The 26,174-nt window shown below is 69.4% G+C and carries 25 protein-coding genes; 11 read left to right on the top strand and 14 right to left on the bottom strand.

Annotated elements, in window-relative coordinates; translation table 11 throughout:
• Positions 1 to 18: 18 nt before the first annotated feature.
• Complete coding sequence (locus JF543_RS13625) at positions 19 to 2,421, top strand: ATP-dependent DNA ligase (protein ID WP_206824779.1); 2,403 nt, start codon at positions 19 to 21, stop codon at positions 2,419 to 2,421.
• 18 nt (positions 2,422 to 2,439) lie between these two features.
• Here JF543_RS13625 and JF543_RS13620 read toward each other — a convergent pair whose 3' ends face one another.
• Entirely contained in the window at positions 2,440 to 3,360 is a 921-nt protein-coding gene (locus tag JF543_RS13620) for a cation diffusion facilitator family transporter (RefSeq protein ID WP_179410384.1), read from the bottom strand.
• A 177-nt stretch (positions 3,361 to 3,537) separates the two neighbouring features.
• On the opposite strand from JF543_RS13620, the gene JF543_RS13615 reads away from it, so the two are divergent.
• Positions 3,538 to 4,236 (top strand): DedA family protein, encoded by a 699-nt coding sequence (locus tag JF543_RS13615; protein WP_206551745.1) that lies wholly within the window; start codon positions 3,538 to 3,540, stop codon positions 4,234 to 4,236.
• On the opposite strand, the gene rdgB is transcribed toward JF543_RS13615, so the two are convergent.
• Genes rdgB through murQ form a run of 4 tightly spaced genes read right to left on the bottom strand, consistent with a single transcriptional unit; the run spans position 4,233 to position 7,393 of the window.
• Positions 4,233 to 4,826 (bottom strand): RdgB/HAM1 family non-canonical purine NTP pyrophosphatase, encoded by a 594-nt coding sequence (gene rdgB / locus JF543_RS13610; RefSeq protein ID WP_179410382.1) that lies wholly within the window; start codon positions 4,824 to 4,826, stop codon positions 4,233 to 4,235. The two genes, JF543_RS13615 and rdgB, sit on opposite strands and share 4 nt — an antisense overlap.
• Positions 4,826 to 5,563: a ribonuclease PH gene (gene rph, locus JF543_RS13605; protein ID WP_179410381.1), complete on the bottom strand. Its 738-nt coding sequence runs from the start codon at positions 5,561 to 5,563 to the stop codon at positions 4,826 to 4,828. Before rph ends, rdgB begins: the two co-directional genes overlap by 1 nt.
• A 19-nt stretch (positions 5,564 to 5,582) precedes the next feature.
• Positions 5,583 to 6,446: a glutamate racemase gene (gene murI, locus JF543_RS13600; RefSeq protein ID WP_179410380.1), complete on the bottom strand. Its 864-nt coding sequence runs from the start codon at positions 6,444 to 6,446 to the stop codon at positions 5,583 to 5,585.
• An 11-nt stretch (positions 6,447 to 6,457) separates the two neighbouring features.
• Positions 6,458 to 7,393 carry an N-acetylmuramic acid 6-phosphate etherase gene (gene murQ, locus JF543_RS13595; protein WP_179410379.1) on the bottom strand — a complete coding sequence of 312 codons (936 nt, stop codon included), beginning with the start codon at positions 7,391 to 7,393 and terminating at the stop codon, positions 6,458 to 6,460.
• Between the two features lie 102 nt (positions 7,394 to 7,495).
• Here murQ and JF543_RS13590 point away from each other — a divergent pair, with 102 nt between their 5' ends.
• Complete coding sequence (locus JF543_RS13590) at positions 7,496 to 8,815, top strand: nicotinate phosphoribosyltransferase (protein ID WP_179410378.1); 1,320 nt, start codon at positions 7,496 to 7,498, stop codon at positions 8,813 to 8,815.
• 9 nt (positions 8,816 to 8,824) lie between these two features.
• On the opposite strand, the gene JF543_RS13585 is transcribed toward JF543_RS13590, so the two are convergent.
• The 3 genes from JF543_RS13585 to JF543_RS14655 are packed head-to-tail and all read right to left on the bottom strand — an operon-like array spanning position 8,825 to position 11,990.
• Positions 8,825 to 9,091 (bottom strand): DUF3039 domain-containing protein, encoded by a 267-nt coding sequence (locus JF543_RS13585; RefSeq protein ID WP_179410377.1) that lies wholly within the window; start codon positions 9,089 to 9,091, stop codon positions 8,825 to 8,827.
• Positions 9,092 to 9,144: 53 nt separating this feature from the next.
• Entirely contained in the window at positions 9,145 to 10,710 is a 1,566-nt protein-coding gene (locus JF543_RS13580; protein WP_179410376.1) for a hypothetical protein, read from the bottom strand.
• Positions 10,686 to 11,990: an ABC transporter ATP-binding protein gene (locus JF543_RS14655; protein WP_347401169.1), complete on the bottom strand. Its 1,305-nt coding sequence runs from the start codon at positions 11,988 to 11,990 to the stop codon at positions 10,686 to 10,688. Before JF543_RS14655 ends, JF543_RS13580 begins: the two co-directional genes overlap by 25 nt.
• 16 nt (positions 11,991 to 12,006) lie before the next feature.
• On the opposite strand from JF543_RS14655, the gene JF543_RS13570 reads away from it, so the two are divergent.
• The 4 genes from JF543_RS13570 (at position 12,007) to JF543_RS13555 (ending at position 15,131) form a co-directional block, all read left to right on the top strand.
• Positions 12,007 to 12,822, top strand: coding sequence for a hypothetical protein (locus JF543_RS13570; protein ID WP_206824776.1), 816 nt, complete (start codon positions 12,007 to 12,009; stop codon positions 12,820 to 12,822).
• Positions 12,823 to 12,967: 145 nt separating this feature from the next.
• Complete coding sequence (locus JF543_RS13565; RefSeq protein ID WP_206822196.1) at positions 12,968 to 13,660, top strand: NTP transferase domain-containing protein; 693 nt, start codon at positions 12,968 to 12,970, stop codon at positions 13,658 to 13,660.
• Between the two features lie 79 nt (positions 13,661 to 13,739).
• Positions 13,740 to 14,747, top strand: a complete 1,008-nt coding sequence (locus tag JF543_RS13560) for a hypothetical protein (protein WP_242519760.1) — start codon at positions 13,740 to 13,742, stop codon at positions 14,745 to 14,747.
• Positions 14,748 to 14,825: 78 nt separating this feature from the next.
• Complete coding sequence (locus tag JF543_RS13555) at positions 14,826 to 15,131, top strand: hypothetical protein (protein WP_206824774.1); 306 nt, start codon at positions 14,826 to 14,828, stop codon at positions 15,129 to 15,131.
• Positions 15,132 to 15,280: 149 nt separating this feature from the next.
• Here JF543_RS13555 and JF543_RS13550 read toward each other — a convergent pair whose 3' ends face one another.
• Together JF543_RS13550 and JF543_RS13545 are read right to left on the bottom strand one after the other, a co-directional pair.
• On the bottom strand, positions 15,281 to 16,147 hold the full coding sequence (locus tag JF543_RS13550; protein WP_206824772.1) for an HNH endonuclease signature motif containing protein: 867 nt from the start codon (positions 16,145 to 16,147) through the stop codon (positions 15,281 to 15,283).
• Positions 16,148 to 16,248: 101 nt separating this feature from the next.
• Positions 16,249 to 17,208 (bottom strand): nucleoside hydrolase, encoded by a 960-nt coding sequence (locus JF543_RS13545; RefSeq protein WP_242519759.1) that lies wholly within the window; start codon positions 17,206 to 17,208, stop codon positions 16,249 to 16,251.
• A gap of 116 nt (positions 17,209 to 17,324) precedes the next feature.
• Here JF543_RS13545 and JF543_RS13540 point away from each other — a divergent pair, with 116 nt between their 5' ends.
• Both JF543_RS13540 and JF543_RS13535 read left to right on the top strand, forming a co-directional pair.
• A complete protein-coding gene (locus JF543_RS13540; RefSeq protein ID WP_410340774.1) occupies positions 17,325 to 18,914 on the top strand; it encodes an acyl-CoA carboxylase subunit beta in 1,590 nt (529 codons plus the stop codon).
• Positions 18,911 to 19,129: an acyl-CoA carboxylase subunit epsilon gene (locus tag JF543_RS13535; RefSeq protein WP_179410369.1), complete on the top strand. Its 219-nt coding sequence runs from the start codon at positions 18,911 to 18,913 to the stop codon at positions 19,127 to 19,129. Before JF543_RS13540 ends, JF543_RS13535 begins: the two co-directional genes overlap by 4 nt.
• 320 nt (positions 19,130 to 19,449) lie before the next feature.
• Here JF543_RS13535 and JF543_RS13530 read toward each other — a convergent pair whose 3' ends face one another.
• From JF543_RS13530 to JF543_RS13515, 4 genes are read right to left on the bottom strand one after another with little or no spacing between them, the layout of a single operon-like run.
• Entirely contained in the window at positions 19,450 to 20,451 is a 1,002-nt protein-coding gene (locus JF543_RS13530; protein ID WP_206824771.1) for a hypothetical protein, read from the bottom strand.
• Positions 20,448 to 21,683: a sensor histidine kinase gene (locus tag JF543_RS13525; RefSeq protein WP_179410367.1), complete on the bottom strand. Its 1,236-nt coding sequence runs from the start codon at positions 21,681 to 21,683 to the stop codon at positions 20,448 to 20,450. The genes JF543_RS13530 and JF543_RS13525 overlap by 4 nt, the downstream gene beginning before the upstream one ends.
• Positions 21,673 to 22,335, bottom strand: coding sequence for a response regulator transcription factor (locus JF543_RS13520; protein WP_179410366.1), 663 nt, complete (start codon positions 22,333 to 22,335; stop codon positions 21,673 to 21,675). Before JF543_RS13520 ends, JF543_RS13525 begins: the two co-directional genes overlap by 11 nt.
• A 60-nt stretch (positions 22,336 to 22,395) precedes the next feature.
• On the bottom strand, positions 22,396 to 23,592 hold the full coding sequence (locus JF543_RS13515; protein ID WP_206824769.1) for a class I SAM-dependent RNA methyltransferase: 1,197 nt from the start codon (positions 23,590 to 23,592) through the stop codon (positions 22,396 to 22,398).
• Between the two features lie 34 nt (positions 23,593 to 23,626).
• On the opposite strand from JF543_RS13515, the gene JF543_RS13510 reads away from it, so the two are divergent.
• Both JF543_RS13510 and JF543_RS13505 read left to right on the top strand, forming a co-directional pair.
• Complete coding sequence (locus JF543_RS13510; protein WP_206824768.1) at positions 23,627 to 24,274, top strand: Maf family protein; 648 nt, start codon at positions 23,627 to 23,629, stop codon at positions 24,272 to 24,274.
• Between the two features lie 66 nt (positions 24,275 to 24,340).
• Positions 24,341 to 26,110: an acetyl/propionyl/methylcrotonyl-CoA carboxylase subunit alpha gene (locus tag JF543_RS13505; protein ID WP_179410363.1), complete on the top strand. Its 1,770-nt coding sequence runs from the start codon at positions 24,341 to 24,343 to the stop codon at positions 26,108 to 26,110.
• The last annotated feature ends 64 nt before the right edge of the window (positions 26,111 to 26,174 follow it).

Here is a 26,174-nt window from a genome sequence, read left to right as displayed (position 1 = left end):
GGCGGCTACCCTTTCTGCATGGCGGGCACCGGGCAGGTCGTGCAGATCGACGGCCGCCGCCTGCGTGTGACGAACCTCGACAAGATCGTCTATCCCGCCACCGGCACGACCAAGGGCGAGGTGCTCGCGTACGCCACTCGGATCGCCCCGGTGCTGCTGCCGCATCTGCGGGGGCGTCCGGTGACCCGCAAGCGCTGGGTGGGTGGTGTGGGAACAGCGGATGCCCCCGAGCCGAGCTTCTTCACGAAACAGCTCGAACCCGGTGCGCCGGACTGGGTGCGGCACCTGCCGATCGAGCACTCCGACGGCCCGAAGCAGTATCCGCTCGCCGACGATGTCGCCACCCTCGCCTGGTTCGCCCAGGTCGCCGCGCTCGAACTACACGTGCCGCAGTGGCGGTTCTCGCCGTCCGGGCAGCGGGCGAACCCCGATCGGCTGGTGCTCGACCTCGATCCGGGGCCGGGCGCCGGACTTGCCGAGTGCGCTGAGGTGGCGCGCCTTGCCCGCGACGTCCTGGTCGGGATGGGGTTGGCGCCGATCCCGGTGACCAGTGGCAGCAAGGGCATCCACCTCTACGCATCGCTGCCGGCGGCCGCCGATGGAACCGGTCTGCAGAGCAGCGCCGAGGTCTCGGCCGTCGCGAAGGAACTCGCCCGACTGATCGAGGCCGACCACCCCGATCTCGCCACGCACGTGATGGCGAAGTCGGCGCGACCCGGTCGGGTGTTCATCGACTGGAGCCAGAACAACGCCGCCAAGACGACCATCTCGCCATACTCCCTGCGCGGGCGCGCGCACCCCTGGGTCGCCGCACCCCGTGAGTGGCACGAGCTCGACGACCCGCATCTGCGGCAGCTGGAGTTCACCGAGGTGCTCGAACGGGTCGACGCCGGGCTCGACCCATTGGCCGCCCTGGCTCCCGCCCCGGCTGCGCTGGCCGCCTATCTCGCCAAACGCGACGCGGCCCGCACCCCCGAGCCCATGCCGACCACAGCCGGGGCCTCCCCCGCCGGTACGACACGGTTCGTGGTGCAGGAGCACCACGCTCGGCGTGTGCACTACGACTTGCGCATCGAGCGCGACGGCGTGCTGGTCAGTTGGGCGGTGCCGAAGGGCATCCCCACGTCGGGCACCGAGAACCACCTCGCGGTGATGACTGAGCCGCATCCGCTGCAGTACCTCGACTTCGAGGGTGAGATCCCCCGCGGCGAGTACGGCGCCGGGTCGATGACGGTGTGGGACACCGGCACCGTGACCGTTGAGAAGTGGCGCGATGACGAGGTGATCGGCACGTTCACGGGGCAGACCGGCGGCCGGCTCGGAACCGCACGGCTCGCCCTGATCCGCACCACCGGCGAGGGCGAGAAGTCGCAGTGGCTGCTGCACCGGATGGCATCCGCCTCGTCCGCCGCACCACACCGGCCGGCTCCGGTAGAAGCGCCCGCCGCACCGGCTCCGATGCTCTGCGAGCCCGGCACGCCAGGTCTTGCGCGCGCCTTCGGCACGCCCGCCTGGGCAGAAGTCAAGTGGGACGGCATCCGCGCCATCGGCACGTGGCAGACCTCGGATGCCGGTGGCCGTTTCACCCTGCGGGCCCGCAGCGGCACCGACATCACGTCGCGCTACCCAGAGCTCACCGCCGACGGGGCGCCCGACCTGCCGGCATCCGACGCCGTCGTCGACGGCGAGGTCGTCGCCTTCGACGCGCAGGGACGCCCGAGCTTCGCGCGCTTGCAGGACCGGATGCACCTCACCCGACCCCGCGAGATCGAACGCGAGGTCGTGCGCACGCCGGTGATCTACGTGCTGTTCGACCTGCTGCGCCTGGACGGACACGATCTCACCGGTCTGCCACTGCGGCAGCGGCGCGAACTGCTCGAACGCCTCGCGTCGGATCTCGACGCGCCCGTGCAGGTACCGCCGGTGTTCGACGACCTCGACGCGGCTCTGGCACTCAGCCGCGGCTACGGCCTGGAGGGCATCGTCATCAAGGACCCCGCGTCTCCCTACCGCGCCGGCACCCGCTCAGCGTCGTGGCTGAAGATCAAGAACACGCAGACACAAGAGGTGGTGATCGTCGGCATCCGCACGGGTCAGGGAAACCGCGCGGGTGGCATCGGCTCGCTGCTGCTCGCCGTGCCCGAGGAGGCCGGCCGGCTGCGGTACGTCGGCCGCGTGGGCACCGGCTTCACCGATCGGATGCTGCGCGACCTCGACCAGCGCCTGCAGCCGCTGCGCATCGAGCATCCGCCACTCGAGGGCGTTCCGGACGCCGACCGCCGCGACGCACTGTGGGTGCGACCGACGCTGGTCGGCGAGGTGGAGTTCGCGAACTGGTCGCCCGCCGGGGTGCTGCGCCACTCGCGCTGGCGGGGCCTGCGCCCCGATAAGACAGCGAATGACGTGCGGCGCGAGAGCTGAGCCGACCAGGTGGCACGCTCAGGCGTGCGTCGCCTCGCACTCGTCGTGCCCGGCGGGTTCGAGCTGGAACGTCGAGTGCTCGACGTCGAAATGATCGGCCAGGCACGACTGCAGCTCCTGCAGCAACTGCGCCGAGCGCCCTTGCGCGAGCACCGCAGGGTCGACCGCGACGTGCGCGGTGAACACCGGTGCGCCACGCGTCAGCTGCCACACGTGCACGTCGTGCACGTCGACGACCCCGTCATACACCTTCAGGTGCGTGCGGATCTCGCTCACCGCCATGCCCTTGGGCGCCGACTCGGCGAGCACCGAGAACACCTCGCGCAGCAACGAGATCGCGCGCGGCAGGATCATCGCCGCAATCAGCAACGAGGCGATCGCGTCAGCCGGCATCCACCCCGTCGTCACGATCACGACGGCGGCGATGATCACGAACGCCGAGCCGATCAGGTCACCCATGACCTCCAGGTAGGCGCCCCGCACGTTGATGCTGGTCTTCTGCGCTGCGCTCAGCAGCCACATCGACACGGCGTTGGCGAGCATGCCGATGACGGCGACGATCAGCATCAGCGGTCCGGCGACCTCGGCGTCACCCGGGTCGATCAGCCGCCCGACGCCTTGTACGGCGACGACCACCATCAGCACGATCAGGATGATGGCGTTGATCAGCGCGCCGAAGACCTCGGCCCGCTGGTAGCCGAAGGTGCGGCGGTCGTCGGCCGGGCGCGCCGCGACGATGCTGGCGATCAGCGCGATCACCAGTGCGGACGAGTCGGTGAACATGTGCGCTGCATCGGCCAGCAGCGCCAGGGACCCCGACAGGATCGCGCCGATCACCTGCACCACCATGATCGTGGCGGTCAGTGCGAGCGAGATGGCAAGCAGGCGGCGGTTTCCGGCGCCGCGGATGCCGCCGGGGGCAGGTGCGTGATCGTGCATGCCTCCAGGCTAGGCCGGGCGAATGCCCGCGGATGCCGGTTTCGCGCAGTCGGGAACGGTAACGATTCTCATCGGCATCGCGGGCTCCGTCGCGCAGTGCGTGTTCAGGTCGTGTGCGCCCGCGCATGGCACGATGGGAGGGACGCACCTGCGTCGCGAGACGAGAGGACGACGCAGATGATCACGAGTGCGCTTGTGGCGCGCAGCGCCGCCGATGCCCAGTACGAGGGATTCATCGGCTGGGTGCTCTCGCTGATGCAGTCGCTCGGTGAGGTCGGCGTCGGCGTCGCCGTGCTGATCGAGACGTTCGTTCCGCCGGTGCCCTCCGAGGCGATCCTGCCCGGGGCCGGTTTTCTCGCCTACGCGGGGCTGATGAGCTTCTGGGGTGCGTGGATCGCCGCCACCGCCGGCGCGCTCGTCGGAGCATGGATCTGGTACGCGCTGGGTGCCGCGCTCGGACGCGACCGCACGCGCCGGCTGGTCGGCCGCATCCCGCTGATGGACACCGACGACTTCGACAAGGCCGAGGTGTTCTTCCAGCGCTGGGGCGGCGTTGCCGTGTTCGTCGGGCGGTGCGTACCGCTGGTGCGCTCGTTCGTCTCGATCCCCGCGGGCATCGAGCGGATGCCGCTGTGGAAGTTCACCACGTACACGTTCCTGGGCTCGGCGATCTGGAACGGCATCTGGATCGGCCTCGGCTTCGCGTTCGGACCCGCCATCGACCCCGTGCTCGAACGATGGAGCGGCGTGCTGTCGAAGGCCGTGCTCGTCGTGATCGCCCTGCTGATGATCTGGTTCGTCGTCGCGCGACTGCTGCGGCTGCGCCGCCGCCGGATCAGCGAGGCGAACGGCACCGGCCCCGCTGAGCTCGGCTAGAGGTTCTCCAGCAGCGGCACCAGCGCGGCGAACGCCCGCGCACGGTGCGACTGTGCCTGCTTCTCGTCGGCTGAGAACTCCGCGACCGTGCGCTCGGATGCCGGATCCTGACCGGCCGGGATGAAGATCGGGTCGTAGCCGAAGCCGCCCTCCCCCGCCGCAGCATGCGCGAGCCTGCCCGCCCAGATGCCCTCGACCACGTGCTCAGCGCCGTCGGCGGTCACCAGCGCGATCGTCGAGCGGAACTGCGCCGCGCGGTGCGGATCGGCGATGTCTCGCAGCTGGTCCAGCAGCAGGTCGAGGTTCGCGACGGCATCCTTCTTCTGCCCCGCCCAGTAGGCCGAGAAGACCCCGGGTGACCCGCCGAGCACGTCCACACAGATGCCCGAGTCGTCGGCGACAGCGGCAAGACCCGTGTGCGCCGCCGCGGCGCGCGCCTTGATCAGAGCGTTCTCGGCGAACGTCACGCCATCCTCGACCGGCTCGGGCCCGTCGTAGCCGACGACCTCGAGATCGGGCCGGGTGAGAGCGACGATCTGCTGCAGCTCGGCGATCTTGTGCGGGTTGTGGGTGGCGAGAACGACCCGCATCACTCGGCCGCCAGTGCGGTCAGCTGGTGCTGCTTGAGCTCGGCGCAGCCGTTCATGCCGAGCTCGGTGAGGGCATCGAGCTCGCGCTTGTCGAACGGCGCTCCCTCGGCGGTGCCCTGCACCTCGACGAACAGCCCGCGGCCGGTGACGACGACGTTCATGTCGGTCTCTGCGCGCACGTCCTCGACATAGGCCAGATCGAGCATCGGCTCGCCGTCGATGATGCCCACCGAGACGGCCGCGACCGAATCCAGCAGCGGCGTGGCGTTCTTGCCGATGAACTTCTTCTCGCGGCCCCATTCGATCGCATCCGCCAGTGCCACGTACGCACCGGTGATCGCCGCCGTACGGGTGCCGCCGTCTGCCTGCAGCACGTCGCAGTCGATGACGATGGTGTTCTCGCCCAGGGCCTTGGTGTCGACCACGGCGCGCAGCGCGCGCCCGATCAGCCGAGAGATCTCGTGCGTGCGTCCGCCGATGCGTCCCTTGACGCTCTCGCGGTCGTTGCGCGAGTTGGTGGCGCGCGGCAGCATCGCGTACTCGGCCGTGACCCAGCCCTTGCCCTTGCCCGTCAGCCACCGGGGCACGCCGTTGGTGAACGAGGCGGTGCACAGCACCTTCGTGCCCCCGAAGCTGATCAGCGCGGATCCCTCGGCGTGCGCAGCCCAGCCGCGTTCGATGGTGATCTCACGGAGCTGATCGGTGCTGCGGCCGTCTGCGCGGACGATGTCGGTCATGGTGTCCTCTCGAAAGGGTTCAGTGCCGGGCGGCATCTGTGAAATCGGTGCCGTCGGGGCCGGCGAGCTCGGGCAGCACGATGACGCCGGTCTGCACCAGCTGCACATCGCGTACCTCACGGCCCATCAGCCGGTTGGCGAGCGTGGCGAAGTCATCGGCCGATTGACCGGTCGCCTCGTAGGTGTAGGTGGGCACGGCGTCAGGCGACGCCAGCAGGTCGCCGCGCACGAGCTGCCGGTACACGTCGGCGGCGGTCTCATCATCGCTGGAGACGAGCGAGACGCCGTCGCCCATCACGTAGCTGATGGCACCACGCAGAAACGGGTAGTGCGTGCACCCGAGCACGAGCGTGTCGACGTCGGCCTGCCGCAGCGGTGCCAGGTAGTCCTCGGCTGTGGCGAGCACCTCGGGCGACCCGGTGATGCCGGCCTCGACGAACTCGACGAATCGCGGGCAGGCGGCGGTGAAGACCTCGAGCCGCTCATTGACCTCGAGCATGTCCTGGTAGGCGCGCGAGCCGATCGTGCCGATCGTGCCGATCACGCCGACACGTCCGTTGCGCGTGGTCGAGACGGCACGGCGCACGGCAGGACCGATGACTTCGACGACGGGCACGTCATAGCGCTCACGGGCGTCGCGCAGCACGGCCGCCGATGCGGTGTTGCACGCGATCACGAGCATCTTGACGCCCTGATCGACGAGCGTGTCGAGCACCTCGAGGCTGTACCGGCGCACATCGGCGATCGGCTTGGGGCCGTACGGTGAATGCGCGGTGTCACCGATGTAGACGATCGATTCGCGCGGCAGCTGAGCGCGGATGGCCCTGGCGACCGTGAGCCCGCCGACTCCGGAGTCGAAGATGCCGATGGGCGCGTCGTTCATGATCATCCAGCCTAGTCGGGCCGTCCACCCGCCCGCGTCGCTGCCAGCGCCTGGCGCAGATTGCCCCCGGCCGCGTCGAGCGCGGCGCGGGCCGTGGCAGAGTCCGCTCCGGTCTCGACGATCGCGATGGCGAGCTTCACCGATCCCCCCGCGTCGCTGAGTGCCGATGCCGCCTGCTCGGGCGAGCACGCCGTGGCGTGCATGACGGTGCGTTCGGCGCGTACGCGCAGCTTCTCGTTGGTCGACTGCACATCGACCATCAGGTTTCCGTAGACCTTGCCCGACTGCACCATCGCCAACGTCGAGAGCGTGTTCAGCACGAGCTTCTGCGCCGTACCGGCCTTGAGCCGGGTGGAGCCTGCGACGACCTCGGGGCCCACGACGACCTCGATGGCGACATCGACGCCCTGCGAGATCTCGGCGTCACGGTTGCACGCCAGGCTCACGGTGAAGGCACCCCGCTCGCGCGCGGTGTGCAGGGCGGCAGCGACATAGGGGGTGCGCCCCGAGGCCGAGATCCCGACGAGCGCGTCGTCGGGGCCGAGCTCGGCCACCGCGAGCGCGCCGGCGTCGCGGTCGTCCTCGGCGTTCTCGACGGCGTTGCGCAGCGCATGCTCGCCACCGGCGATCAGTCCCGTCACCAGCGACGGATCGGTGCCGAACGTGGGCGGGATCTCACTGGCATCCAGCACCCCCATGCGTCCGGCCGTGCCGGCGCCGATGTAGACGAGGCGCCCGCCGCGTCGCAGTCGCTCGACGATGCCATCCACGGCATGGGCGATGCTCTCACGCTCGGCGGCGACGGCCTGCGCCGCGACGATGCCCTGCTCGGCCATCAGGGCGACCTGGTCGCCGGTCGCGAGCACATCAAGCTCGGCGAAGGCGGGGTCGACGCCCTCGGTGGCGAGTGTTCCCAGGGTGGCGCGCAGCTGTTCACGATCTGACATGTGAGTGTTCTCCGGTCGGCGGGTGCCCGGCGGCGGTCGCCGTCGGAGGGTCGGAGCCCGCTGATCAGTATTGCCGATGCGCGCCCTCGATACACTGGGCCGATGAGCTCCGCGTTCCTCACCGACCGGTACGAACTGACCATGCTCGCCGCGTCGCTGCGCGACGGAACGGCGCAACGCCCCAGCGTCTTCGAGCTGTTCTCGCGCCGTCTATCGGGCGGACGCCGTTTCGGCGTCGTCGCCGGTGTGGGCCGGCTGCTCACGCTGCTGCGCGATTTCCACTTCGGTGAGGACGAGCTGCGGTACCTGCGTGACAACGATGTGGTGGATGCTGCCGCCCTGCGCTACCTGGAGGATTACCGCTTCACCGGCACGATCCGCGGATACCGCGACGGTGAGCTGTACTTCCCCGGTTCGCCGATCCTCACCGTCGAGGGCAGTTTCGCCGACGCCGTGGTGCTTGAAACGCTCGCGCTGAGCGTGCTGAACCACGACTCGGCGGTCGCGACGGCCGCCTCACGCATGAGCATCGCCGCGGGCGAGCGCCCACTGGCCGAGATGGGTTCCCGTCGGGCCGCCGAGCAGTCGGCCGTCGCCGCAGCACGGGCCGCCTACATCGCCGGCTTCGCGGCCACGAGCAACCTCGAGGCGGGCCGCCGCTGGGGCATCCCGACGATGGGCACCGCCGCTCATTCGTGGACGCTGCTACACGACTCCGAAGAGGCGGCGTTCCGCTCGCAGGTCGAGAGCCTGGGCGTGGAGACCACGCTGCTCATCGACACCTACGACATCCGCACCGGCGTCGAGACGGCGATCCGCGTCGCCGGAACCGGACTGGGCGGCGTACGCCTCGACTCGGGCGACCTGCCGCTGGTGGCCGCCGCGGTACGCACTCAATTGGACGAACTGGGCGCGACCGAGACGGCGATCACCGTCACCAGCGATCTCGACGAATACGCCATCGCCGCTCTCGCGGCGTCACCGGTGGACTTCTACGGCGTCGGCACCTCGGTGGTGACCGGGTCCGGGTACCCGACCGCGGGGATGGTCTACAAGCTCGTCGCGCGTCAGGACCCGAGCGGGGCATGGGTCTCGGTCGCGAAGGCTTCGGCCGACAAGGGGTCCAAGGGCGGGCGCAAGTCGGCGTTCCGTGCGCTGCAGAACGGCGTGGCCGTCGCCGAGACGATCTCGGTGGCCGACGGGTTCGAGCAGGTCGACAGCGCCGCTGAGCACCCGGATGCCCGTGCCCTGCAGGTCGTGCTCGTGGACGGCGGCGAGATCGACTCGGCGCACGAGGGTGCCGCGGGTACGGCAGCGGCTCGCGAACATCACCTGCGGGTGCGCGAGGAGCTGCCGGTGCGAGCGCTCGCGCTCAGCAAGTCCGACCCGGCGATCCCGACCGTGTTCGTCGACGCGGACTGAGCGCTCGGCTCAGCGGACCATCGACTCGTAGATCTCTTTGCAGGTCGGGCAGATCGGGAACTTCTCGGGGTCGCGCCCCGGAGTCCACTTCTTACCGCACAGGGCGCGCACCGGCTTGCCGGTGATGGCCGATTCGAGGATCTTGTCCTTCTTCACGTAGTGCGAGAAGCGCTCATGGTCGCCGGGCTCGACGTTCTCCTCGCGGAGGAGTTCTTCGAGTTCGCGATCAAGTGTTGCCACGCCACCCTGATCGGGGCTGTCCAGCGGAGTACTCATGCCGCGATTCTAGCCGCCGCGGGCTGCTCACGGCGCGGCGGTTGCACAACCGATCAGGTCGTCTCGACGAACTCCATCAGCCGCTCGCCGCTGCGTTCGAAGATGGCACCGCCGATGGCTGCTCCACCGAACAGCACCAGCACGCCGGTCAGGATGCCCACCCAGAACGCCGCCGGGGCGTGCTGGTCGCCCTCGGCGATCGTGAGCGCGAACAGCCAGATCGTCGGTGCGCTGAAGGCCAGTGCGCCGAGGAAGGTTCCGGCCGCGCCGAACGACCCGTGCGACGACGAGCGCTGCGGCTGCTGGAACGGGCTGTCGCCGGGGCGCGAGACGGCGTAGGGGAACACGACCGAGGCGATGCTCGACATGCCCAACGCGCTCAACAGCAGGGCGGCCGTCACACCGATGAAGGGCAGCAGCAGGCTCCACTGGGCGATGAACGCGAGTGTCACCGAGATCGCGATCGCCAGCACCGGGATCGACACCATCAGCACCGGCACCAGCCGCCCGAGACGGTCGGGCAGTCCGCGTACGCCGCTGGCGACGTGCACCCACAGAGCTGTCGAGTCGTACGCGACGTCATTGTGCGGGAGCCAGCCGAAGAACAGCGCCATCAGCGGCACCGGCACCAGTGCGGCGATCCACACCGGCACGCCGGCGACGATCAGGGGGAAGACCGTGAGCACGCCGGCGATCGGCACGACGAGCACGTTGACGATGTAACGCCGGTCACGCAGCCAGTAGACCAGGCTGCGCGCGGCGACCGCGCCGAACGCGTTCGCCGGCAGCAGACCGAACCAGCCCAGGCCCGACCGCTCTCGTGTGGCATAAGGACGCTCGGTGACGGTCAGCAGGCGGCGCACGAGGAAGGCCCACAGGCCGAGCAGACCGGCGATGGATGCCAACGCGACCAGTCCGCTCCCCCAGGCCGCGGCGCTGTCGCCGGCGGCCGCGTGGAACGGCAGCGCATAGGGCGCGGCGAGAGGTGAGAAGCCGACGATCGTCGTGGCGGTATCGACGGCGGCGGGAACCTCGCCGTCCCAGCGGATCGAGGCGAAGTACGCGGCGACGGGGAACGCGACCACCAGCACCGGGATCGTGATCAGCACGGTGAGTTCGCGCGAGCGTCGCTCGGGCAGCAGGATCGCACTGATCGCCATGCCGATGCGTGCGGCGAGGGCGATCGAGATGACACCGACGATCCCGGCGAGGATCGCCAGCAGCGCGGGGGCGCCGGCCGAGACGGCGACGATCACGACGCACGTCGTCGCGGCGATCAACGCGAAGCTGGGGACGCTGACGAGTGCACTCAGCGCGAGGATCCAGGGCAGTTCCCGTTGGTCGACGGCGAACGGGGCGAAGCGTCGCGGATCGAGCTGATCGGGGGTGCCGGTGAGCATCGGTGCGAGCACGAACGAGATGAATGTCGCTGCGGCACCCAGCACGAGTACCGCTTGCGCGGTGGGCAGCGGTGCGCTGCCCATGCTGAGGATCGCGATGCACACCGCGACCGTGATCGCGGCGGATGCCAGCAGTGCGAGCACACGGCGCACTCCGTGCTCTCCGTGCGCCGCGCCGACCAGCAGGGCGAGCCTCAGCCGGAGAACGTGTGCAACCACTCCAGTCCCTCCACTTCGCCGCTGGAACCGGAGAGCTCGACGAACCGCTCAGTGAGCGTGCGCCCGGCGCGCACCTCGTCGATGGTGCCCTCGGCAAGCACCTCGCCACCGACGATCACGGCGACGCGCGAGCAGACGCGCTCGACCAGATCCATGCCGTGACTGGAGAGGATGACCGTTCCGCCATGCGACACGTAGGCGCGCAGGATGTCGAGGATGACGCCGGATGAGACCGGGTCGACGGCCTCGAACGGCTCATCGAGCACCAGCACCCGCGGCGAGTGGATCAGCGCCCCTGCCAACATGAGCTTCTTGGTCATTCCGGCCGAGTAGTCGGACACGACGCGGCTGAGCGCCTCGGTGAGGTCGAACGCACGCGCGAGGTCGGCTGTGCGGCTCTCGATCACCGCGCGCTTGAGGCCCCGGAGCTGACCGTAGTAGAACAGCAGCTGGCGACCGGTGAGCCGGTCGAACGCGCGCAGCCGATCCGGCAGCACGCCCATCACCCGCTTCGCGGCCAACGGCTCGGCGCGCTGATCGATACCGCTGATGTGCACCGTGCCGGCGTCGGGCCGCAGCAGCCCGGAGATGATCGAGAGCGTGGTCGTCTTGCCGGCGCCGTTGGGGCCGACGAGACCGTAGAACGATCCGGCGGGAACGGTGAGGTCGATACCGTCGACAGCCGTTGTATCGCCGAAGCGCTTCACGAGTCCGCGGATGTGTACCGCCTCGGGGCGATCGGCATCATCGGAGGCATCCACGGCGCCGGAGTCGACGACCGCCGTAGCGCTCGCGTCGTGCGCCACCTGATCGTCCGACATCGGATGCGCGTCGTCCGCGGCTTCCTCCGAGAGAGGTGCGTCGTCGTCACTCGACGGCGCGTCCTTGACCGCGGCCTCATCGGCGACCGGGGCTTCTTCCACTGCCGCGGCTTCTTCGACCACCGGTGCGTCTTCGGACGCCGGGGACTCGTCGGACGCCGGGGTCTCGTGCTGTTCAGTCGGCACCGGGGCCGGCACTTCGGCGACGATGGGCGCGGCTGCGGCCGCGACGGCGCCCCGCGGCGGCCGGGCCTCGGACCGCTCGGGTGCGCTGTGCTCAGCAGCGACAAGGCGACGCGCCGACGGCGACGCCTCCAGGTCGATCCGCGTGTCGGTCGTGACCTCCGCTGCCGGTGGCACCGTCAGATCGGTGATGAGAACCGGCGTGGCGTCTTCGGTTGTGGGCGTCGCGGTCTTCTTGGCTGTCGACGCCTTGGCCGAAGGTCGCTGAGACGCCACGCTCGTCTTCGACGCTGTGCTCACGGTCTTCGTCGCGGGTTTCTTCGCCGTGGATGTCTTCGCCTTGGCACCCGTCGTCGACGCGGAAGACTTCGCGGCGGCCGTCTTGGCTGCGGTCGTCTTGGCAGCTGTGGTCTTGGCTGCGGTCGCCTTGGTCGCGGCCTTCGTCGACGCGGTCCGAGCAGCGGCCGCCTTGACCGCCGTCGTCTTCTCCGCCGTCTCGGCGGCAGTCTTCTTCGCCGCGGCGGACTTCGCCGCCGCACTGGTCGCTGCGGCCTTCTTCGCCGCCGCGGTCTTGGACGCCGTGCTGCTCTTGGACGCCGTGGCGGCCTTCGAGGTCGCGCCGGTCTTTGAGGTCGCGCCGGCCTTCGAGGTCGCACCGCTCTTCGACGTCGTACCGGCCTTCGACGCCGTACCCGTCTTGGCGGTCGCGGCCGTCTTCGACGCTGCAGCCGTCTTGGTCGCCGTGCTGCGCGAGACGGTCGTCTTCGACGTCGACGAACCTGTTGCGGTCTTCTTCGCGGCCGTCCTCCTCGGCGCTGCCTTCTTGACGGCAGGCTTGTCCTCGGCCGTCGACGACACGTTCGTGTCGGAAGCCGAGTCGGTGGCATCCGATGTCTTCTTCGCCGCCGCGGCACCCCGCTTCGGCTTCGGCGTGGCGGCGGTGTCAGCGCCCGCGCTCGCGGTCGGCACCCCCTCGGTGCGGTCTTCGTGCGTCTCCCCGGATGCTGTCACGCCTACTAAGGTACCAATCCGCCCTGACAGAGCCGCCGACCCGGTGACGACGTGTTTCGGTGCCGCAGAACCCCTCGACGCGGCTCACGGTTCCTGACAGACTCGTGTGGAACAGGTCACGAAACAGCAACAGCGCCCCTGAAGCCTTCGGCCTCCCAGGTGTGATCAGTAGCATTGCGGAGGCACGAAGAGGTGTCGCGTCGATGAATCGACAGTGAACACAGTTCCTATTAGGAGAAAACGTGACTCTTCAGACCGTCATCCTGGCTGCGGGCATGGGCTCGCGGCTCGGCCGCGCGCTGCCCAAGCCGCTGACCGAGCTCAGCGACGGCCGCACCATCATGCGCCAGCAGCACGACAACATCCGCGCGGCCTTCGGCAGCGACGCCCGCATCACCACCGTCGTCGGCTACCGCGCCGAGACGATCATCGAGGCGTTTCCCTCGGCGAAGTACGTGCACAACGAGCGCTACGACGTGACCAACACGTCCAAGAGCCTGCTGCGCGCGCTGAGCGTGACCGGCAAGAGCGGCGTGCTGTGGATGAACGGCGACGTCGTCTTCGACCCGCGCATCCTGGGCCGGGCGATCGAGTTCATCGAGCGCGACCAGTCGTTCGTTACCGTGAACACCTCGAAGGTCAGCGACGAAGAGGTCAAGTACACCGTCACCGCCGAGGGCTTCATCAACGAGCTGTCCAAGACCGTCAAGGGCGGCCTCGGCGAGGCTGTGGGCATCAACTACATCTCGTCGCGCGACAAGAAGGCGTTCATGCGCCAGCTGCAGCGCGTCGAGGATCAGGACTACTTCGAGCGTGGTCTCGAGCTGGCGATCGCCGAGGATGGCCTGCTGCTCGAGCCGATGGACGTCTCGGACCTGTACGCCGTCGAGGTCGACTTCGCTGAAGACCTGGAGCGCGCCAACCTCTTCGTCTGAGCGCCTCCCTCTCGAAAGCCGTCTCCCCTCGGGAGGCGGCTTTCGGCGTTCTCGCGGATGCGATGCATAGGCTCGGACCATGCAGGTTCACAAGATCCATTCGCTGCCGGATGACGCACCGTGGGATGCCCACGTGCCTCCGGTCGGGTCCGACGAGCACCCGCTCTCCGTGCGCGGGATCGATCGGGTGATGTCGGTGCAGCGCCCGTTGGTCGTGGCGCACATCCGTAGCATCCGCCTGCGCAATCCGCGCGCAACGCCGGACGAGATCGTGCGCATGCTCGAGATCCGCTACCTCGCCGCGGTGACCACCGGTGGCGCGGCCGTCGGTGCGACCGCTGTCGTTCCGGGCATCGGCACCGGGGTGACTCTGGCGCTGTCGGGTGTGGAGACCATCGGGTTCATGGAGTCGACGGCACTCTTCGCGCAGTCGGTCGCAGAGGTGCACGGCATCGCGATCGAGAACCCCGACCGTGCTCGGGCGCTGGTGATGACCCTGATGCTCGGCAAGGAGGGCGTCGACCTCGTCTCGCAGCTGGCGCAGCAGGCGACGGGCCGGGGCGGCACGCGGTCGTCGTACTGGGGCGAGCTGGTGACGAAGTCACTGCCACGCGCCGCCGTCGGTCCGCTTGTGGATCGTTTGAAGTCGGCGTTCATCCGGCAGTTCGCGGGCCGCGGCGGGGCGTCGTTCATCGGCAAGGCGCTTCCGTTCGGCATCGGCGCGGTCATCGGCGGTGCCGGTAACAACATCCTCGGACGACGGGTGCTGGTGACGTCGCGTCGCGCCTTCGGCGCGGCGCCCGTCTTCTTGCCGCCCGAGTTGGAGCCGACGCCCGGCAGCGAGCGACTGGAGCGACGGATGCTGTCGGGCGCGCGTTCCCTCGGCGGTGGCGTTGTCGGGGTCGCGGGCAGCGTGGGCCGGGGCTTCGGTGCCGCCGGTCGCGGAGTGGGTGCGGCGGGGCGCGGGCTCGGCGCGGCGAGCCGCGAGGTCGGAGCGAAGCTGCGCCGACGGAGGGAAGGACTCGCCCCCGGGTCGGATGCTGCCGATTCGGATGCTGTTGATTCGGCGTCCCCAGAACCGGCTTGAGCACGACTTCTGCACAGCGGACGTCATGACGCGCTCTGACGCGCTCTGACCGTCGGAGGGCGTTCCTAGCTTGGCGGGATGCTGCATCCCATCGATCCCCGCCAGCCCCCGCCGCCGACCGCGTACTGTGTGCCCTGGGTGGTCACCCGCGACGACCGCGCCCACCCGGTGGTGATGAATGCCAGCCAGGAGCCCGTCGATTTCGTCCGCGTCTTTCGCGACGATGTCGATGCCCGTTGCGTCGTGGATCTGTGGGGTCAGGTCCTTCCCACCGAAACCGTCGAACTGTGCCTGTGCGCTTCGGACCCCGACGAGGCGGTTGTGACGATCGCCTGGTTCCGCCAATCCGACGGGTTGGAGTACGTGTGGCGGTTCGTCGTGTGATGGCCGGTGCGCGACGAGACGCTGCTGCGCTTCCCCGGACTTCAGCGCTTGCTCAGCAGCCCGGTCGTTCTCAGCGATCGCCTGCTCGATCGGATGGAGGCCGGCGCGGACGATATGCACGACATTGCAGGGCGCACGCGAACGAGCGACTACGTGAACGCGAAGTCGGGCAACGACAGGCGCGGGGTGCGCCAGTGATGCAAAGGATCCCACCAGGCGGGTCCGCGGATCTCGGGTAGGCCGTCGTGCATGCGGATCTCCCAGCCGGAGAACTCGAGTGATCTGTGGTGCCACCAGCACAACGGCACACCGTTGTCGGTGCTGGTCGGCCCACCGCGGGAGTGTTCGGTGACGTGGTGGATCTCACACCAGGAGGCCGGCACGTGGCATCCGGGAATCAAACACTCCTTGTCGCGAAGCGTGATCGCCCGGCGCTGGTGAACGTTGAAGATGCGGTCGGTCACCGTCATCCCGACGATCCGCCCCTGCTCCGTGAACACGCGCTGAATCGCACCGGTGCAACCGGTGTGCCGGGCGACTGCGGCGCTCACCGGGCCGTCATCGGCCTTCCATCGGTCGGTGACACCGATCCGGTCGCCGGCCGACTCGATCGGCCCCGTGGCGGCCAGCAGCCCATCGGTTCCGACGGCACCGTCGAGCATCACCCGTCGAAGAGCGGGCCACCGCGCCGGCAGCGACTCCCCCGACGTGAGGTCGACGTCGCGGCGCACGACCTTGCCCGCTTTCACGAACCGCGCCGCGCCCCGCGAGTCGACCCGCAGTGTGCGCTGCAGCAGTTCGTTCACGTTGCGGCACCCCGCGCCGTTCGGCAGGTCAACCGGATCGCCCGTTGCGACCGTCTCGATGATGGTCGCCTCAACGCGCCGCATCACCTCGCCGGCAGTGCTCAAGAGGACGCGCCTCTCGGCATCGGTGAGGCTCATGAGCGCATCCGCACCGAGCAGCTGATCGAGGTCGGTGACGACTCGATCGAGAACTGCGGCGGGGTTGGTCATACCTCCATTCAACAGGGGGCCACCGACAGTGACTGCGGGGATTCTGGCTGATCAGAGAAAGTTTTTAACCGATCCTCGAAGACCGCAGGACATCCGCCCCCTCACTCCGGCAGCGTCAGCACCGTCTTCAGGAACAGGTCGGCGACAGCATCCGCATCGATACCCAGCGCCACCTCGGAACGCGACCACACCTCGTCGAGGCCGTGCAGGCTGTCCTCCCCCGTGTACGCACGGCGGTCGACGACCGTCTGGCCCCGGCTGTAGCCGCTCAACTCGACCCGCACCGGGAGCGATTCGAAGCTCACCAGTTCGGGCGCGACGATCGCGCACACCGCACCGGCGTCGCCGATCAGCCCGGTGTACTGCAGCGACTCGTCCTCGCTCATGGCCACCCGGTTGCCCAACAGCTCACCGACCGCCCGTCCCGCACGGTGCGCGCCGGCCGTCAACGCCTTCGCGCGTTCCAGCGGCACCGAGACGCGCTCGAAGACGTCGAGGCCGTACATCGTGGTCGGCACCCCGGCATCGAGCACGATCGCGGCCGCCTCGGGGTCGTGCCATACGTTGAACTCCGCCACGGCCGTCGCGTTGCCGACACTCGCCGAGCCGCCCATGAACACGATCCGCTCGATGCGTGCCGCGACTTCGGGGTGGGTGCGCAGCAGCAGGGCGAGGTTGGTCTGCGGCGCGAGGGCGACGAGCGTCACCGGCTCCGGATGCTGCATGATCAGCCGTCGCATCATGGCGACGGCCGACTCGTCAGCCGCGCCGCGCGTCGCGGGAGGCAGCGCGATGCCGCCCAGACCGTCTTCGCCGTGCACGTGGGCCGCCGCGCGCGCCGGGGCGATCAGCGGGCGAGCGGCACCGGCCGCGACCGGCACGTCCGCCGCACCGGCGAGATCGAGGATGCGCAGGGTGTTCGCGACGACGTCATCCAACCCGGCATTCCCGGCGACGCAGGTGACACCGAGCACCTCGATCTCGGGGTGCGCAACAGCGAACAGCAGGGCGAGAGCGTCATCGACGCCGGTGTCGACATCGAGAATCACAGGTGTGGGCATGATGTCCAGCCTAGATCTCCGCCCCCCACGCACCGAGCAGATCAACCAAAGGAATCGCGTGTGCGTTGTGCCGAGCATCCAACGCCGCTCGGCGCCCCGGCGCTAGTGTGGAATCCGTGACGGAAAAGCCTGACCTCTCGACCACGGCCGCGAAGATCGCGGACCTTCGCTCCCGCTTCACCGAGGCGGTCGTCGAGCCCGAGAAGCTCGCCCAGCAGAAGCAGCACGCCAAGGGCAAGATGACCGCACGCGAGCGCATCGAGCTGCTCGTCGACACCGGAAGCTTCGTCGAGTTCGACGAGTACGTGCGCCACCGCACCACCTCGTTCGGCATGGACCGCAATCGCCCCTACGGTGACTCCGTCGTCACCGGCGTCGCGACCATCCACGGCCGCACCGTCGCCGTCTACTCCCAGGACTTCACGACCTTCGGCGGCTCGCTCGGCGAGGTCGCCGGCGACAAGATCATCAAGATCATGGAGTTCGCGCTGCAGGGCGGCATGCCGATCATCGGCATCCTCGACTCGGGCGGCGCCCGCATCCAGGAGGGCGTGCTCGCCCTCAGCAAGTACGGCGAGATCTTCCGCTGCAACACCCGCTCGTCGGGCGTCATCCCGCAGATCTCGATCGTCATGGGACCGGCCGCCGGCGGCGCCGTGTACGGCCCGGCCCTCACCGACTTCGTCATCATGGTCGACAAGACCAGCCAGATGTTCGTCACCGGCCCCGACGTAATCAAGACCGTCACCGGCGAGGACGTCGGCATGGAAGAGCTCGGCGGTGCGCACACGCACAACACCCGTTCGGGTGTCGCTCACTACCTGGCCGAGGATGAGGACGACGCGCTCGACTACGCGCGCACGCTGCTCAGCTATCTGCCCGACAACAACATGGCCGAGGTGCCGGCGTACGACTCGGCGTTCGAGTTCGAGACCACCGACGCCGATCACGTCCTGAACACGATCATCCCCGACTCGCCCAACCAGCCGTACGACATCCACACCGTCATCGAGCACGTGGTCGACGGCGGCGAGTTCCTCGAAGTGCAGCCGCTGTTCGCGCCGAACATCGTGATCGGCTTCGGCCGGGTCGAGGGACGCTCGGTCGGCATCATCGCCAACCAGCCCTCGCAGATGGCGGGCACCCTGAACATCGAGGCCGGCGAGAAGGCCAGCCGCTTCGTGCGCTTCTGCGACTCGTTCTCGATCCCGATCGTCACGCTCGTGGATGTTCCCGGCTACCTGCCCGGCACCGACCAGGAGTGGACCGGTGTCATCCGCCGCGGCGCGAAGCTGATCTACGCCTACGCCGAGGCGACCGTTCCGCTGGTCACCGTGATTCTGCGCAAGGCCTACGGTGGCGCCTACATCGTGATGGGTTCGAAGCAGCTCGGCGCCGACGTCAACCTCGCCTGGCCGACCGCCGAGATCGCGGTCATGGGCGGACAGGGCGCCGTCAACATCCTGTACCGCAACGAGATCAAGAAGGCCGAAGAGAACGGTGAGGACGTCGCGGCGGTGCGCACCCGGCTCGCGAACGAGTACACGTACAGCGTGACGTCCCCCTTCCTCGCCGCCGAGCGCGGCGAGATCGACGGCATCATCGAGCCGGCCGCGACGCGCGTGGCGATCGCCAAGGCGCTGCGCTCACTGCGCGGCAAGCGCGCGGAGCTGCCGCCCAAGAAGCACGGGAACATCCCGCTGTGACCGAGCCCGAGCAGACCCCGCGTATCGAGATCACGCGCGGCCAGCCGACCGAGGAAGAGCTCGCCGCGCTGATCGCGGTCGTCAGCGACGCCTACGTACGCGAATCGGAAGAGGCCGTGGCCGATGTACCGCACGTCTCGGCGTGGCAGCGTACGCAGCGTGCACTGCGGCGACCACTGCGACGAGACATCCCGTGGGGCCGTTTCAGCGGCTGAGCGAGACGAATCGGCCCGACAACGTCGATTTCTGGACAAATGGCCAGCATTTGTCCCCCAAAATACCTACAGACAGACGCCGATCTACGCGCGAAACTAGTATCAACGCTTCGCGTTAGGCGGCTGCTCTGTCCCAGGGTAGACAGACGCAGTACGCCCCCTTGCGGACAGTTTTCGGGTAGCTGGTCCGCGCTGGCGAGGGGCGGGCGGCTTCGCCGCCCCTCGCCCTTCTCAGCCCGAACTTCTCAGCCCGACGCCCGTGCCACCTGCACGCGCCGGTCTGTCATCGACGCGAGATCAGGTCCGTCATCGACGCGAGATCAGTCCGCGCGGCGGGGAATCTCGTGCCACAGATCGACCGCGTCGTCGTCGTGTGCACCGCCGGCGGCGCGCCCCACGACGGTCACCGCCACCCGATCGTCACGCCCCGCGCGGATGATCACCCGATTCGATCGCGACCCGGCGACGACCTCGGCGAGCTCGGCACGGATCTGCCCGACGCGGTCGGCCGGCACACCCTCCATGCCCCCCTCGTCGAACACGGTCACCATGGCGCCCCGGCGTCGGGCATCCGCGATCGAGGCGCGCACCGCGTCGTTCAGCAGCACCGCACCGCGCAGTTCGTCCCGCAGTGTGCCCTCTGCCAACCGTGCGTCGAGCCGCTCCTGCTCGCTGAGGTGACCGTGTGCGGCGACCGTGCGCGAGAGCACCGGGCCGGCGACGGCCAGCGCCAACTGCGCCCGCACGCGACGCTCGCGCTGACGTACCTCCTGGGTCGCGTTCCACGCCGACACCGCGCGTTGGATGTCGGCGAGCCGCTCGGTGTCGCGCACCGCCCGGCCCCAGAACAGCACCAGCAGCTGCGCCACGACCACCCACGTGATCGAGCCCACCAGCCCCAGCGTGAACGCCCGATCGATGCCGAGATACAGCGACGACGAGACGATGAGAGCCGCGAGCATCACCCAGCCGCACACCATGCGGCGTCGCACGATGCAGATCACCGCGAGCAGGCCGATCGCGCCGATGTACCAGGTCGCGAACGGTGCCTCTCGTGCGTCCGGCGGCAATGACAGACTCACCAGGGTGGGCACGGCCAGGCTGGTGCCCAGTGCCAGGAACCCGGGCCCTGCGGGCAGGCGAATGCTGTGCCCGGCGCCCGCCAGCACGGCCGTCAGCGTGGCCGCGAGGTACAGTCCGATCGCCGCCACCATGAACAGCGGGGCAGTCGGCTGCTCGGTCCACCAGATCGCGCGTGCCGCGAAGTAGATCGCGAAGCCAAGCGCCAGCGCGGTGACGATGCTGCGGACGGTGCGCCTCATGCCGGCTCCCATCCCAGAACGACCATCGTGCCGCGGGCATCCGTCCGGATCTCGGATGTGCCTGCGACCGCGGCCATCCGCGCCACGATCGACGCGCGGATGCCCAGGCGATCCTCGCCGATCGCATCCGGGTCGAACCCCGGCCCCGTATCGATGACCGAGAGCACCAGACCGTGCCCGGTCGTCGTCTCAGCCACGACGTGCAGGCCACGCCCGCCGGCGTGCATCAGCGCATTGCTGATCGCCTGGCGCGCAGCGAGCACCAGGGCGCGCGCAACCCGCCCCGGCACCTGAACAGACGGTCCGCGTTCCTCCACGACCGCATCGACGCCCTGCTCCGACAGCGTCCGTCGCAGCTCCGCGACCACCTGCGCGCGGTGCACAGGCTCATCGTTGCCCTCCTGGGCAAGCAGCGCCTCAGTGTTGGCCAGGCGTGTCAGCGCCTCGCGCGCCATCACGACCGCCAGGTCGCGCTCGCGCTCTGAGCTGGCCCGCTCAGCCGCGATCAGGGCAGCGAGCACGCTGTCGTGCATCAGCGCCGACATCGCCCCGCGTTCCTCTTCGGCGGCTGTGGCCGCCGCCGCGCGCGCATACGTCGCCACGGCGTTGTCGCGCGCCTCGTCGACGCCGGCGGCCACCTGGCGGAACATCCATCCCAGCGACACGATGACCAGCCCGAGGATCAACGTGAACGACACATCGAACGCGGTGGTGATCCAGTACTGCTGCGAGAAATCCCCCTCGACCAGCCGGACGTATCCGTAGACGAAGGGCATGCCGGCCGCCCACAACACCTGCAACCGGGGCGGGAAGGCGAGCATCGCCGCGATGACCGCGATGTTCACGAGGAAGAAGATCCACGGCTGACTGGACGGCTCACGGGTCGCCCGATCGACGATCACGGGCCACAGCAGCAACCCGATGACATAGGCGACCGCGAACGTACCGCACGCGGCGCGGACGGTCTTGGCGCTGATGCACGCCACGATCATCCACAGCAGCGGACCGAACACCAGCAGCATCAGCGCGACGCGCGGCGCGTCGACACGGCTGATGGTGGTCGTCGCGGCCAGCAACGCCTGCAGCCCGAGAGCAGACGAACCGATCGCTGCGACGATCGCGAGGATGCGCTCCATCCGGTGACCGGTGAAGCGCTCGAGTCCGGCGCCGGCCTCGCCCGGCGAGGGGACGCTGAGCCAGGCGTCGCGGATGCTTCGGGTATCAGCTCCCACTCGGGACCCCGTCGGGTGCGACGATGCCGTCCTCCATCGCGCGACGCAGCAGGTCGACCTTGGTGGGTGCGGGACGCCCGACCTCGACGTACTTGACCCGGATGCGGGTGATGTTCTCCTTGGCGGTGGAATAGGCCACGCCCAGACGCTCGGCAACCGCCTTCAGCGGCAGACCGGCCGCGTAGAGCCGCAACACCTCGCGCTCGCGCGTCGACAGCTGCGCATCGGCGAACTCGCGGTCGCCGTCGACCGCACTCGCCCACTCGACATTGTTCAGCGCCTCACCCCGTGCCACGGTGCGAATCGCGTCGAGCACGTCGTCGAGCGCCGAGGATTTGCTCACGACGCCGACGGCACCGGCCACCAGCGCTTCGCGCACCGAAGCGGGTCGGTCGGCGACGCTGTGGATGACGACGCTCGCGCCGTCGGCGACGAGCGCCGTGACGTTCTCGGTGACGGTGGTGCCATCACCGAGCGTCAGATCGAGCACGACGACGTCGACGGGACCGGACTCGGATGCCCCGCGCCAGGCGAGGTATTCCTTGACCGTTCCGCCCGAGAAGACCACCTGCTGCTCGCCATCGCGCAGACACGCGGCTTCCAGGCCGAGACGAACCGACTCGTGGTCGTCGATGAGGGCGACGGTACTCATCCCGCCAGCCTACTCAGTGCGTGCCGGGTCGTACGTGCCGACGCAGGCGCGCACATGCCCTCAGCGGGTCAGCAGTGCGACGGCCTCGAAGTGGTGCGAGTGCGGGAACAGATCGAATGCCCGCAGCGACGGCACGTTCCAACCGAGCTCACGGAAGGTGCCCAGGTCGCGGGCGAGCGCGACCGGGTCGCACGCGACGTACACGATCGCCTCGGGGTCGAGCCCATGGATCGACTCGACGACGGCACGACCGGCACCCGCACGCGGCGGATCGAGCACCACCGCGCCCGCGCGCGTACCGGCGGGCAGCCCGCCCAGGAATCGGTCGACCCGAGCCGTGACAGCCTGAGCGTCGAACACCGCGAGGTTCTCAGCCGCGTACTCGGTGGCACGACGGTCGGACTCGACCGTGACGATGTCGGTCGCTCCCTGCTCCCCCAGCGTCGCAGCGAACAGACCGACGCCGCCGTACAGGTCGAAGTGGGTGGCATCCGCGTCCACCCGGCCCGCGAGCGCCGCGCCGACCGCGTCATGCAGGGTGTCGCCGGCGCGGGGGTGCACCTGCCAGAACCCGCCGGCGTCGACGCGGAAGCGGCGACCCGCGACGCGCTCGACGATCGTCTCGCTCTTGCCCCGGCGCGCGCCCTCCGGCCGCGGGAGCACACGGACCCGGCCGTCCTCGGGCTCGACGAGATCGACGCGTCCCGGCTTGTGGTCACGCAGTGCGAAGGCGGCCGCCTCGACCGCCGGGCGCGCCAGAGGCAGGGAGGCGACCTCGATCACCCGATGGCTGCGCGCGGCGTACGGGCCGATGCGTCCGGCGTCGTCGACGTGCAGCGAAACGCGCGTGCGCCAGCCGGTGCCGTCGCCGGCATCCGCCGCCTCGACTTCAGGGGCGTCCAGGCCCGCTCCGGCGAACTTGTCGAGCGCCTCCTGCAATACCTGGCGCTTGAGGACGCGCTGCTCGTCGAGGGCGATGTGGCCGAGATCGGCACCCCCGGCGCGGTCGTGGGGAGCGCGCGAGACGTCCGCCTCGGCCCACACGTGCGGGCGGCGGTGCGGCGACGCGTCGAGCACCTCGAGCGTCTCGGCACGCCAGAAGCTCGACTTCGTGGCATCCGTGATGCGCGCACGCACCCGCTCGCCGGGAATGGCGTCCGGCACGAAGACGACACGCCCCTCGTGACGGGCGATGAACGTCCCACCGTGAGCGATGCCGGTGATGTCGAGGTCGAGAACGGGAGCCTGCGAGGTCATCGTTCCAGGATCCCACACCGACTACCGTGTAACCATGCGCGTGTGCCTGGCATCCACCTCCCCGGCCCGACTGATGCTGCTGCGGCAGGCGGGCATCGAACCCCTCATCGTCGCTCCGGACGTCGATGAGGACGCCGTCGCCGCGTCCGCCGAGGCGGCGCGCGGCGCCCCGCTGTCGCCGGACGAGCTGGTGCTGCTGCTCGCCAGGGCGAAAGCGGCCGAAGTGGCCGCGCGGATGCCGGACGAACACCCGCGCTTCGACGGCATCGTCATCGGCGGCGACTCGATGTTCGCCATCGACGGGCAGGTGCACGGCAAGCCGTACACCGCCGAGGTCGCCCGCGAGCGCTGGCAGCAGATGCGCGGCGCCACGGGCATCCTGCACTCCGGTCACTCGGTGTTCCGTGTGCACCCCGACCGCACCCCGGTCGAGGCGACCGCGGTCGCCGAGGCGGCGGTCACCTTCGCGGACGATGTCTCGGATGCTGAGCTCGACGCCTACATCGCCAGCGGCGAACCGCTGTACGTGGCGGGCTCGTTCACCGTCGACAGCCTGGGCGGGCCGTTCATCACGCGCGTGGACGGCGACCCGTCGACCGTGGTCGGCATGTCGCTGTCGACGCTGCGCCGTTTGGCCGGCGAGCTCGGCGTCACCTGGACCGATCTGTGGACACAGTCATAACGAATCGACGGTTTCTTGTGGGTGGTCGTCAAAAGGAACGCCCCCGCACTCGCTAGGCTGAAACCCATGCCTGCTATCGCCAAGGTGCTCATCGCCAACCGCGGCGAGATCGCCGTACGCATTATTCGTGCCGCCCGTGACTCGGGGATCTCGTCCGTCGCCGTGTACGCCGACCAGGACCGTGACGCGATGCACGCGCGGCTCGCCGACGAGGCCTACGCCCTCGACGGATCCACCAGCGCAGAGACCTACCTGCAGATCGATAAGATCCTCTCGGTCGCGCGGCGCTCGGGCGCCGATGCCGTGCACCCCGGCTACGGGTTCCTCGCCGAGAACGCCGACTTCGCGCGCGCCGTGATCTCGGCCGGGCTGATCTGGATCGGCCCCTCCCCCGACGCCATCGAGGCACTCGGCGACAAGGTCACCGCACGCCACGTCGCTGAGAAGGTCGGCGCTCCCCTCGCCCCCGGCACCCCGGGCCCCGTCTCGGGAGCCGACGAGGTCATCGCCTTCGCGCAGGAGCACGGCCTGCCCATCGCCATCAAGGCCGCCTACGGTGGCGGCGGTCGCGGCTTGAAGGTCGCCCGCGAGCTCGACGAGGTCGCCGAGCTGTTCGAATCGGCCACCCGCGAGGCCGTCACCGCTTTCGGCCGCGGCGAGTGCTTCGTCGAGAAGTACCTCGACAAGCCGCGCCACGTCGAGACGCAGTGCCTGGCAGACGCCGCCGGCAACGTCGTGGTCATCTCGACCCGCGACTGCTCGCTGCAGCGTCGCCACCAGAAGCTCGTCGAAGAGGCGCCCGCGCCGTTCCTGACCGACGCGCAGAACGAGCAGCTGTACGCCGCATCCAAGGCCATCCTGAAGGAGGTCGGCTACGTCGGCGCCGGCACCTGCGAGTTCCTGATCGGCGCCGACGGCACCGTGTCGTTCCTCGAGGTCAACACGCGCCTGCAGGTCGAGCACCCGGTCTCGGAGGAGGTCACCGGCATCGACCTCGTGCGCGAGCAGTTCCGCATCGCTGCGGGTGGCACGCTCGACTATGACGACCCGACGCCGCAGGGGCACTCGATCGAGTTCCGCATCAACGGTGAGGACCCGGGGCGCGGCTTCCTGCCGCAGCCCGGCCCGATCAACGTCTTCAAGACCTTCGGCGGCCCCGGTGTGCGCCTCGACTCGGGTGTGACCGCCGGTGACGCCGTGTCGGGTGCGTTCGACTCGCTGCTGGCGAAGATCATCGTCACCGGCCGCGACCGCGCAGAAGCGCTGGAGCGCTCGCGCCGTGCCCTGGACGAGTTCGAGGTCGCCGGTCTGCCGACCGTGCTCCCCTTCCACCGCCTGGTCGTCCGCGACCCCGCCTTCGTCGCCGAGGACGGCGAGTTCGGTGTGTTCACACGCTGGATCGAGACCGAGTTCGCCGGTGACATCGCGCCGTGGGACGGCGAGCTCGACGACCCGTCCCCCGCCCCCGGGCGGCACACCGTCGTCGTCGAGGTCGGCGGCAAGCGCCTCGAGGTGAGCCTGCCCGACCGCGTCGCTGCAACGGTCTCGGGCACCGCCGGTCGTCCCGCCACTGTTCCGCCGTCGCGCCGCAGCCACACGACCACCGCCAACGCCGGCGCCTCGGGTGATGCCGTGAAGTCGCCGATGCAGGCCACGATCGTCAAGGTGGCTGTCGAAGAGGGCCAGCAGGTCGTCAAGGGCGACCTGGTCGTCGTGCTCGAGGCGATGAAGATGGAGCAGCCTCTGCAGGCGCACAAGGATGGCGTGATCGGCAACATCAACGCCGACGCCGGTACGACGGTCTCGGCCGGCCACCAGCTGCTGACCATCAGTTGACCCCGCGGCGGACCCGGCCTCGCGCCCCGTCCGCCAGCGCACACGCGAAGAGGCCCGGTCGATC

Source organism: Microbacterium esteraromaticum, from assembly GCF_017303215.1.
Taxonomy (GTDB): Bacteria; Actinomycetota; Actinomycetes; order Actinomycetales; family Microbacteriaceae; genus Microbacterium; species Microbacterium esteraromaticum_C.
The sequence above is the reverse complement of the archived record's forward strand: the minus strand, read 5'-3'. Positions and strand labels throughout refer to the sequence as shown.

What these genes read in the sequence shown, in the direction of transcription:
- JF543_RS13550 (WP_206824772.1), bottom strand. Translation starts at nt 16,147, where the DNA reads ATGACCAACCCCGCCGCAGTTCTCGATCGAGTCGTCACCGACCTCGAT.
- JF543_RS13590 (WP_179410378.1), top strand. Translation starts at nt 7,496, where the DNA reads ATGAGCTCCGCGTTCCTCACCGACCGGTACGAACTGACCATGCTCGCC.
- JF543_RS13505 (WP_179410363.1), top strand. Translation starts at nt 24,341, where the DNA reads ATGCCTGCTATCGCCAAGGTGCTCATCGCCAACCGCGGCGAGATCGCC.
- JF543_RS13545 (WP_242519759.1), bottom strand. Translation starts at nt 17,208, where the DNA reads ATGCCCACACCTGTGATTCTCGATGTCGACACCGGCGTCGATGACGCT.
- JF543_RS13560 (WP_242519760.1), top strand. Translation starts at nt 13,740, where the DNA reads ATGCAGGTTCACAAGATCCATTCGCTGCCGGATGACGCACCGTGGGAT.
- murI (WP_179410380.1), bottom strand. Translation starts at nt 6,446, where the DNA reads ATGAACGACGCGCCCATCGGCATCTTCGACTCCGGAGTCGGCGGGCTC.
- JF543_RS13625 (WP_206824779.1), top strand. Translation starts at nt 19, where the DNA reads ATGGCGGGCACCGGGCAGGTCGTGCAGATCGACGGCCGCCGCCTGCGT.
- rph (WP_179410381.1), bottom strand. Translation starts at nt 5,563, where the DNA reads ATGACCGACATCGTCCGCGCAGACGGCCGCAGCACCGATCAGCTCCGT.
- JF543_RS13530 (WP_206824771.1), bottom strand. Translation starts at nt 20,451, where the DNA reads ATGAGGCGCACCGTCCGCAGCATCGTCACCGCGCTGGCGCTTGGCTTC.
- JF543_RS13515 (WP_206824769.1), bottom strand. Translation starts at nt 23,592, where the DNA reads ATGACCTCGCAGGCTCCCGTTCTCGACCTCGACATCACCGGCATCGCT.
- rdgB (WP_179410382.1), bottom strand. Translation starts at nt 4,826, where the DNA reads ATGCGGGTCGTTCTCGCCACCCACAACCCGCACAAGATCGCCGAGCTG.
- JF543_RS13520 (WP_179410366.1), bottom strand. Translation starts at nt 22,335, where the DNA reads ATGAGTACCGTCGCCCTCATCGACGACCACGAGTCGGTTCGTCTCGGC.
- JF543_RS13510 (WP_206824768.1), top strand. Translation starts at nt 23,627, where the DNA reads ATGCGCGTGTGCCTGGCATCCACCTCCCCGGCCCGACTGATGCTGCTG.
- JF543_RS13620 (WP_179410384.1), bottom strand. Translation starts at nt 3,360, where the DNA reads ATGCACGATCACGCACCTGCCCCCGGCGGCATCCGCGGCGCCGGAAAC.
- murQ (WP_179410379.1), bottom strand. Translation starts at nt 7,393, where the DNA reads ATGTCAGATCGTGAACAGCTGCGCGCCACCCTGGGAACACTCGCCACC.
- JF543_RS13615 (WP_206551745.1), top strand. Translation starts at nt 3,538, where the DNA reads ATGATCACGAGTGCGCTTGTGGCGCGCAGCGCCGCCGATGCCCAGTAC.
- JF543_RS13585 (WP_179410377.1), bottom strand. Translation starts at nt 9,091, where the DNA reads ATGAGTACTCCGCTGGACAGCCCCGATCAGGGTGGCGTGGCAACACTT.
- JF543_RS13555 (WP_206824774.1), top strand. Translation starts at nt 14,826, where the DNA reads ATGCTGCATCCCATCGATCCCCGCCAGCCCCCGCCGCCGACCGCGTAC.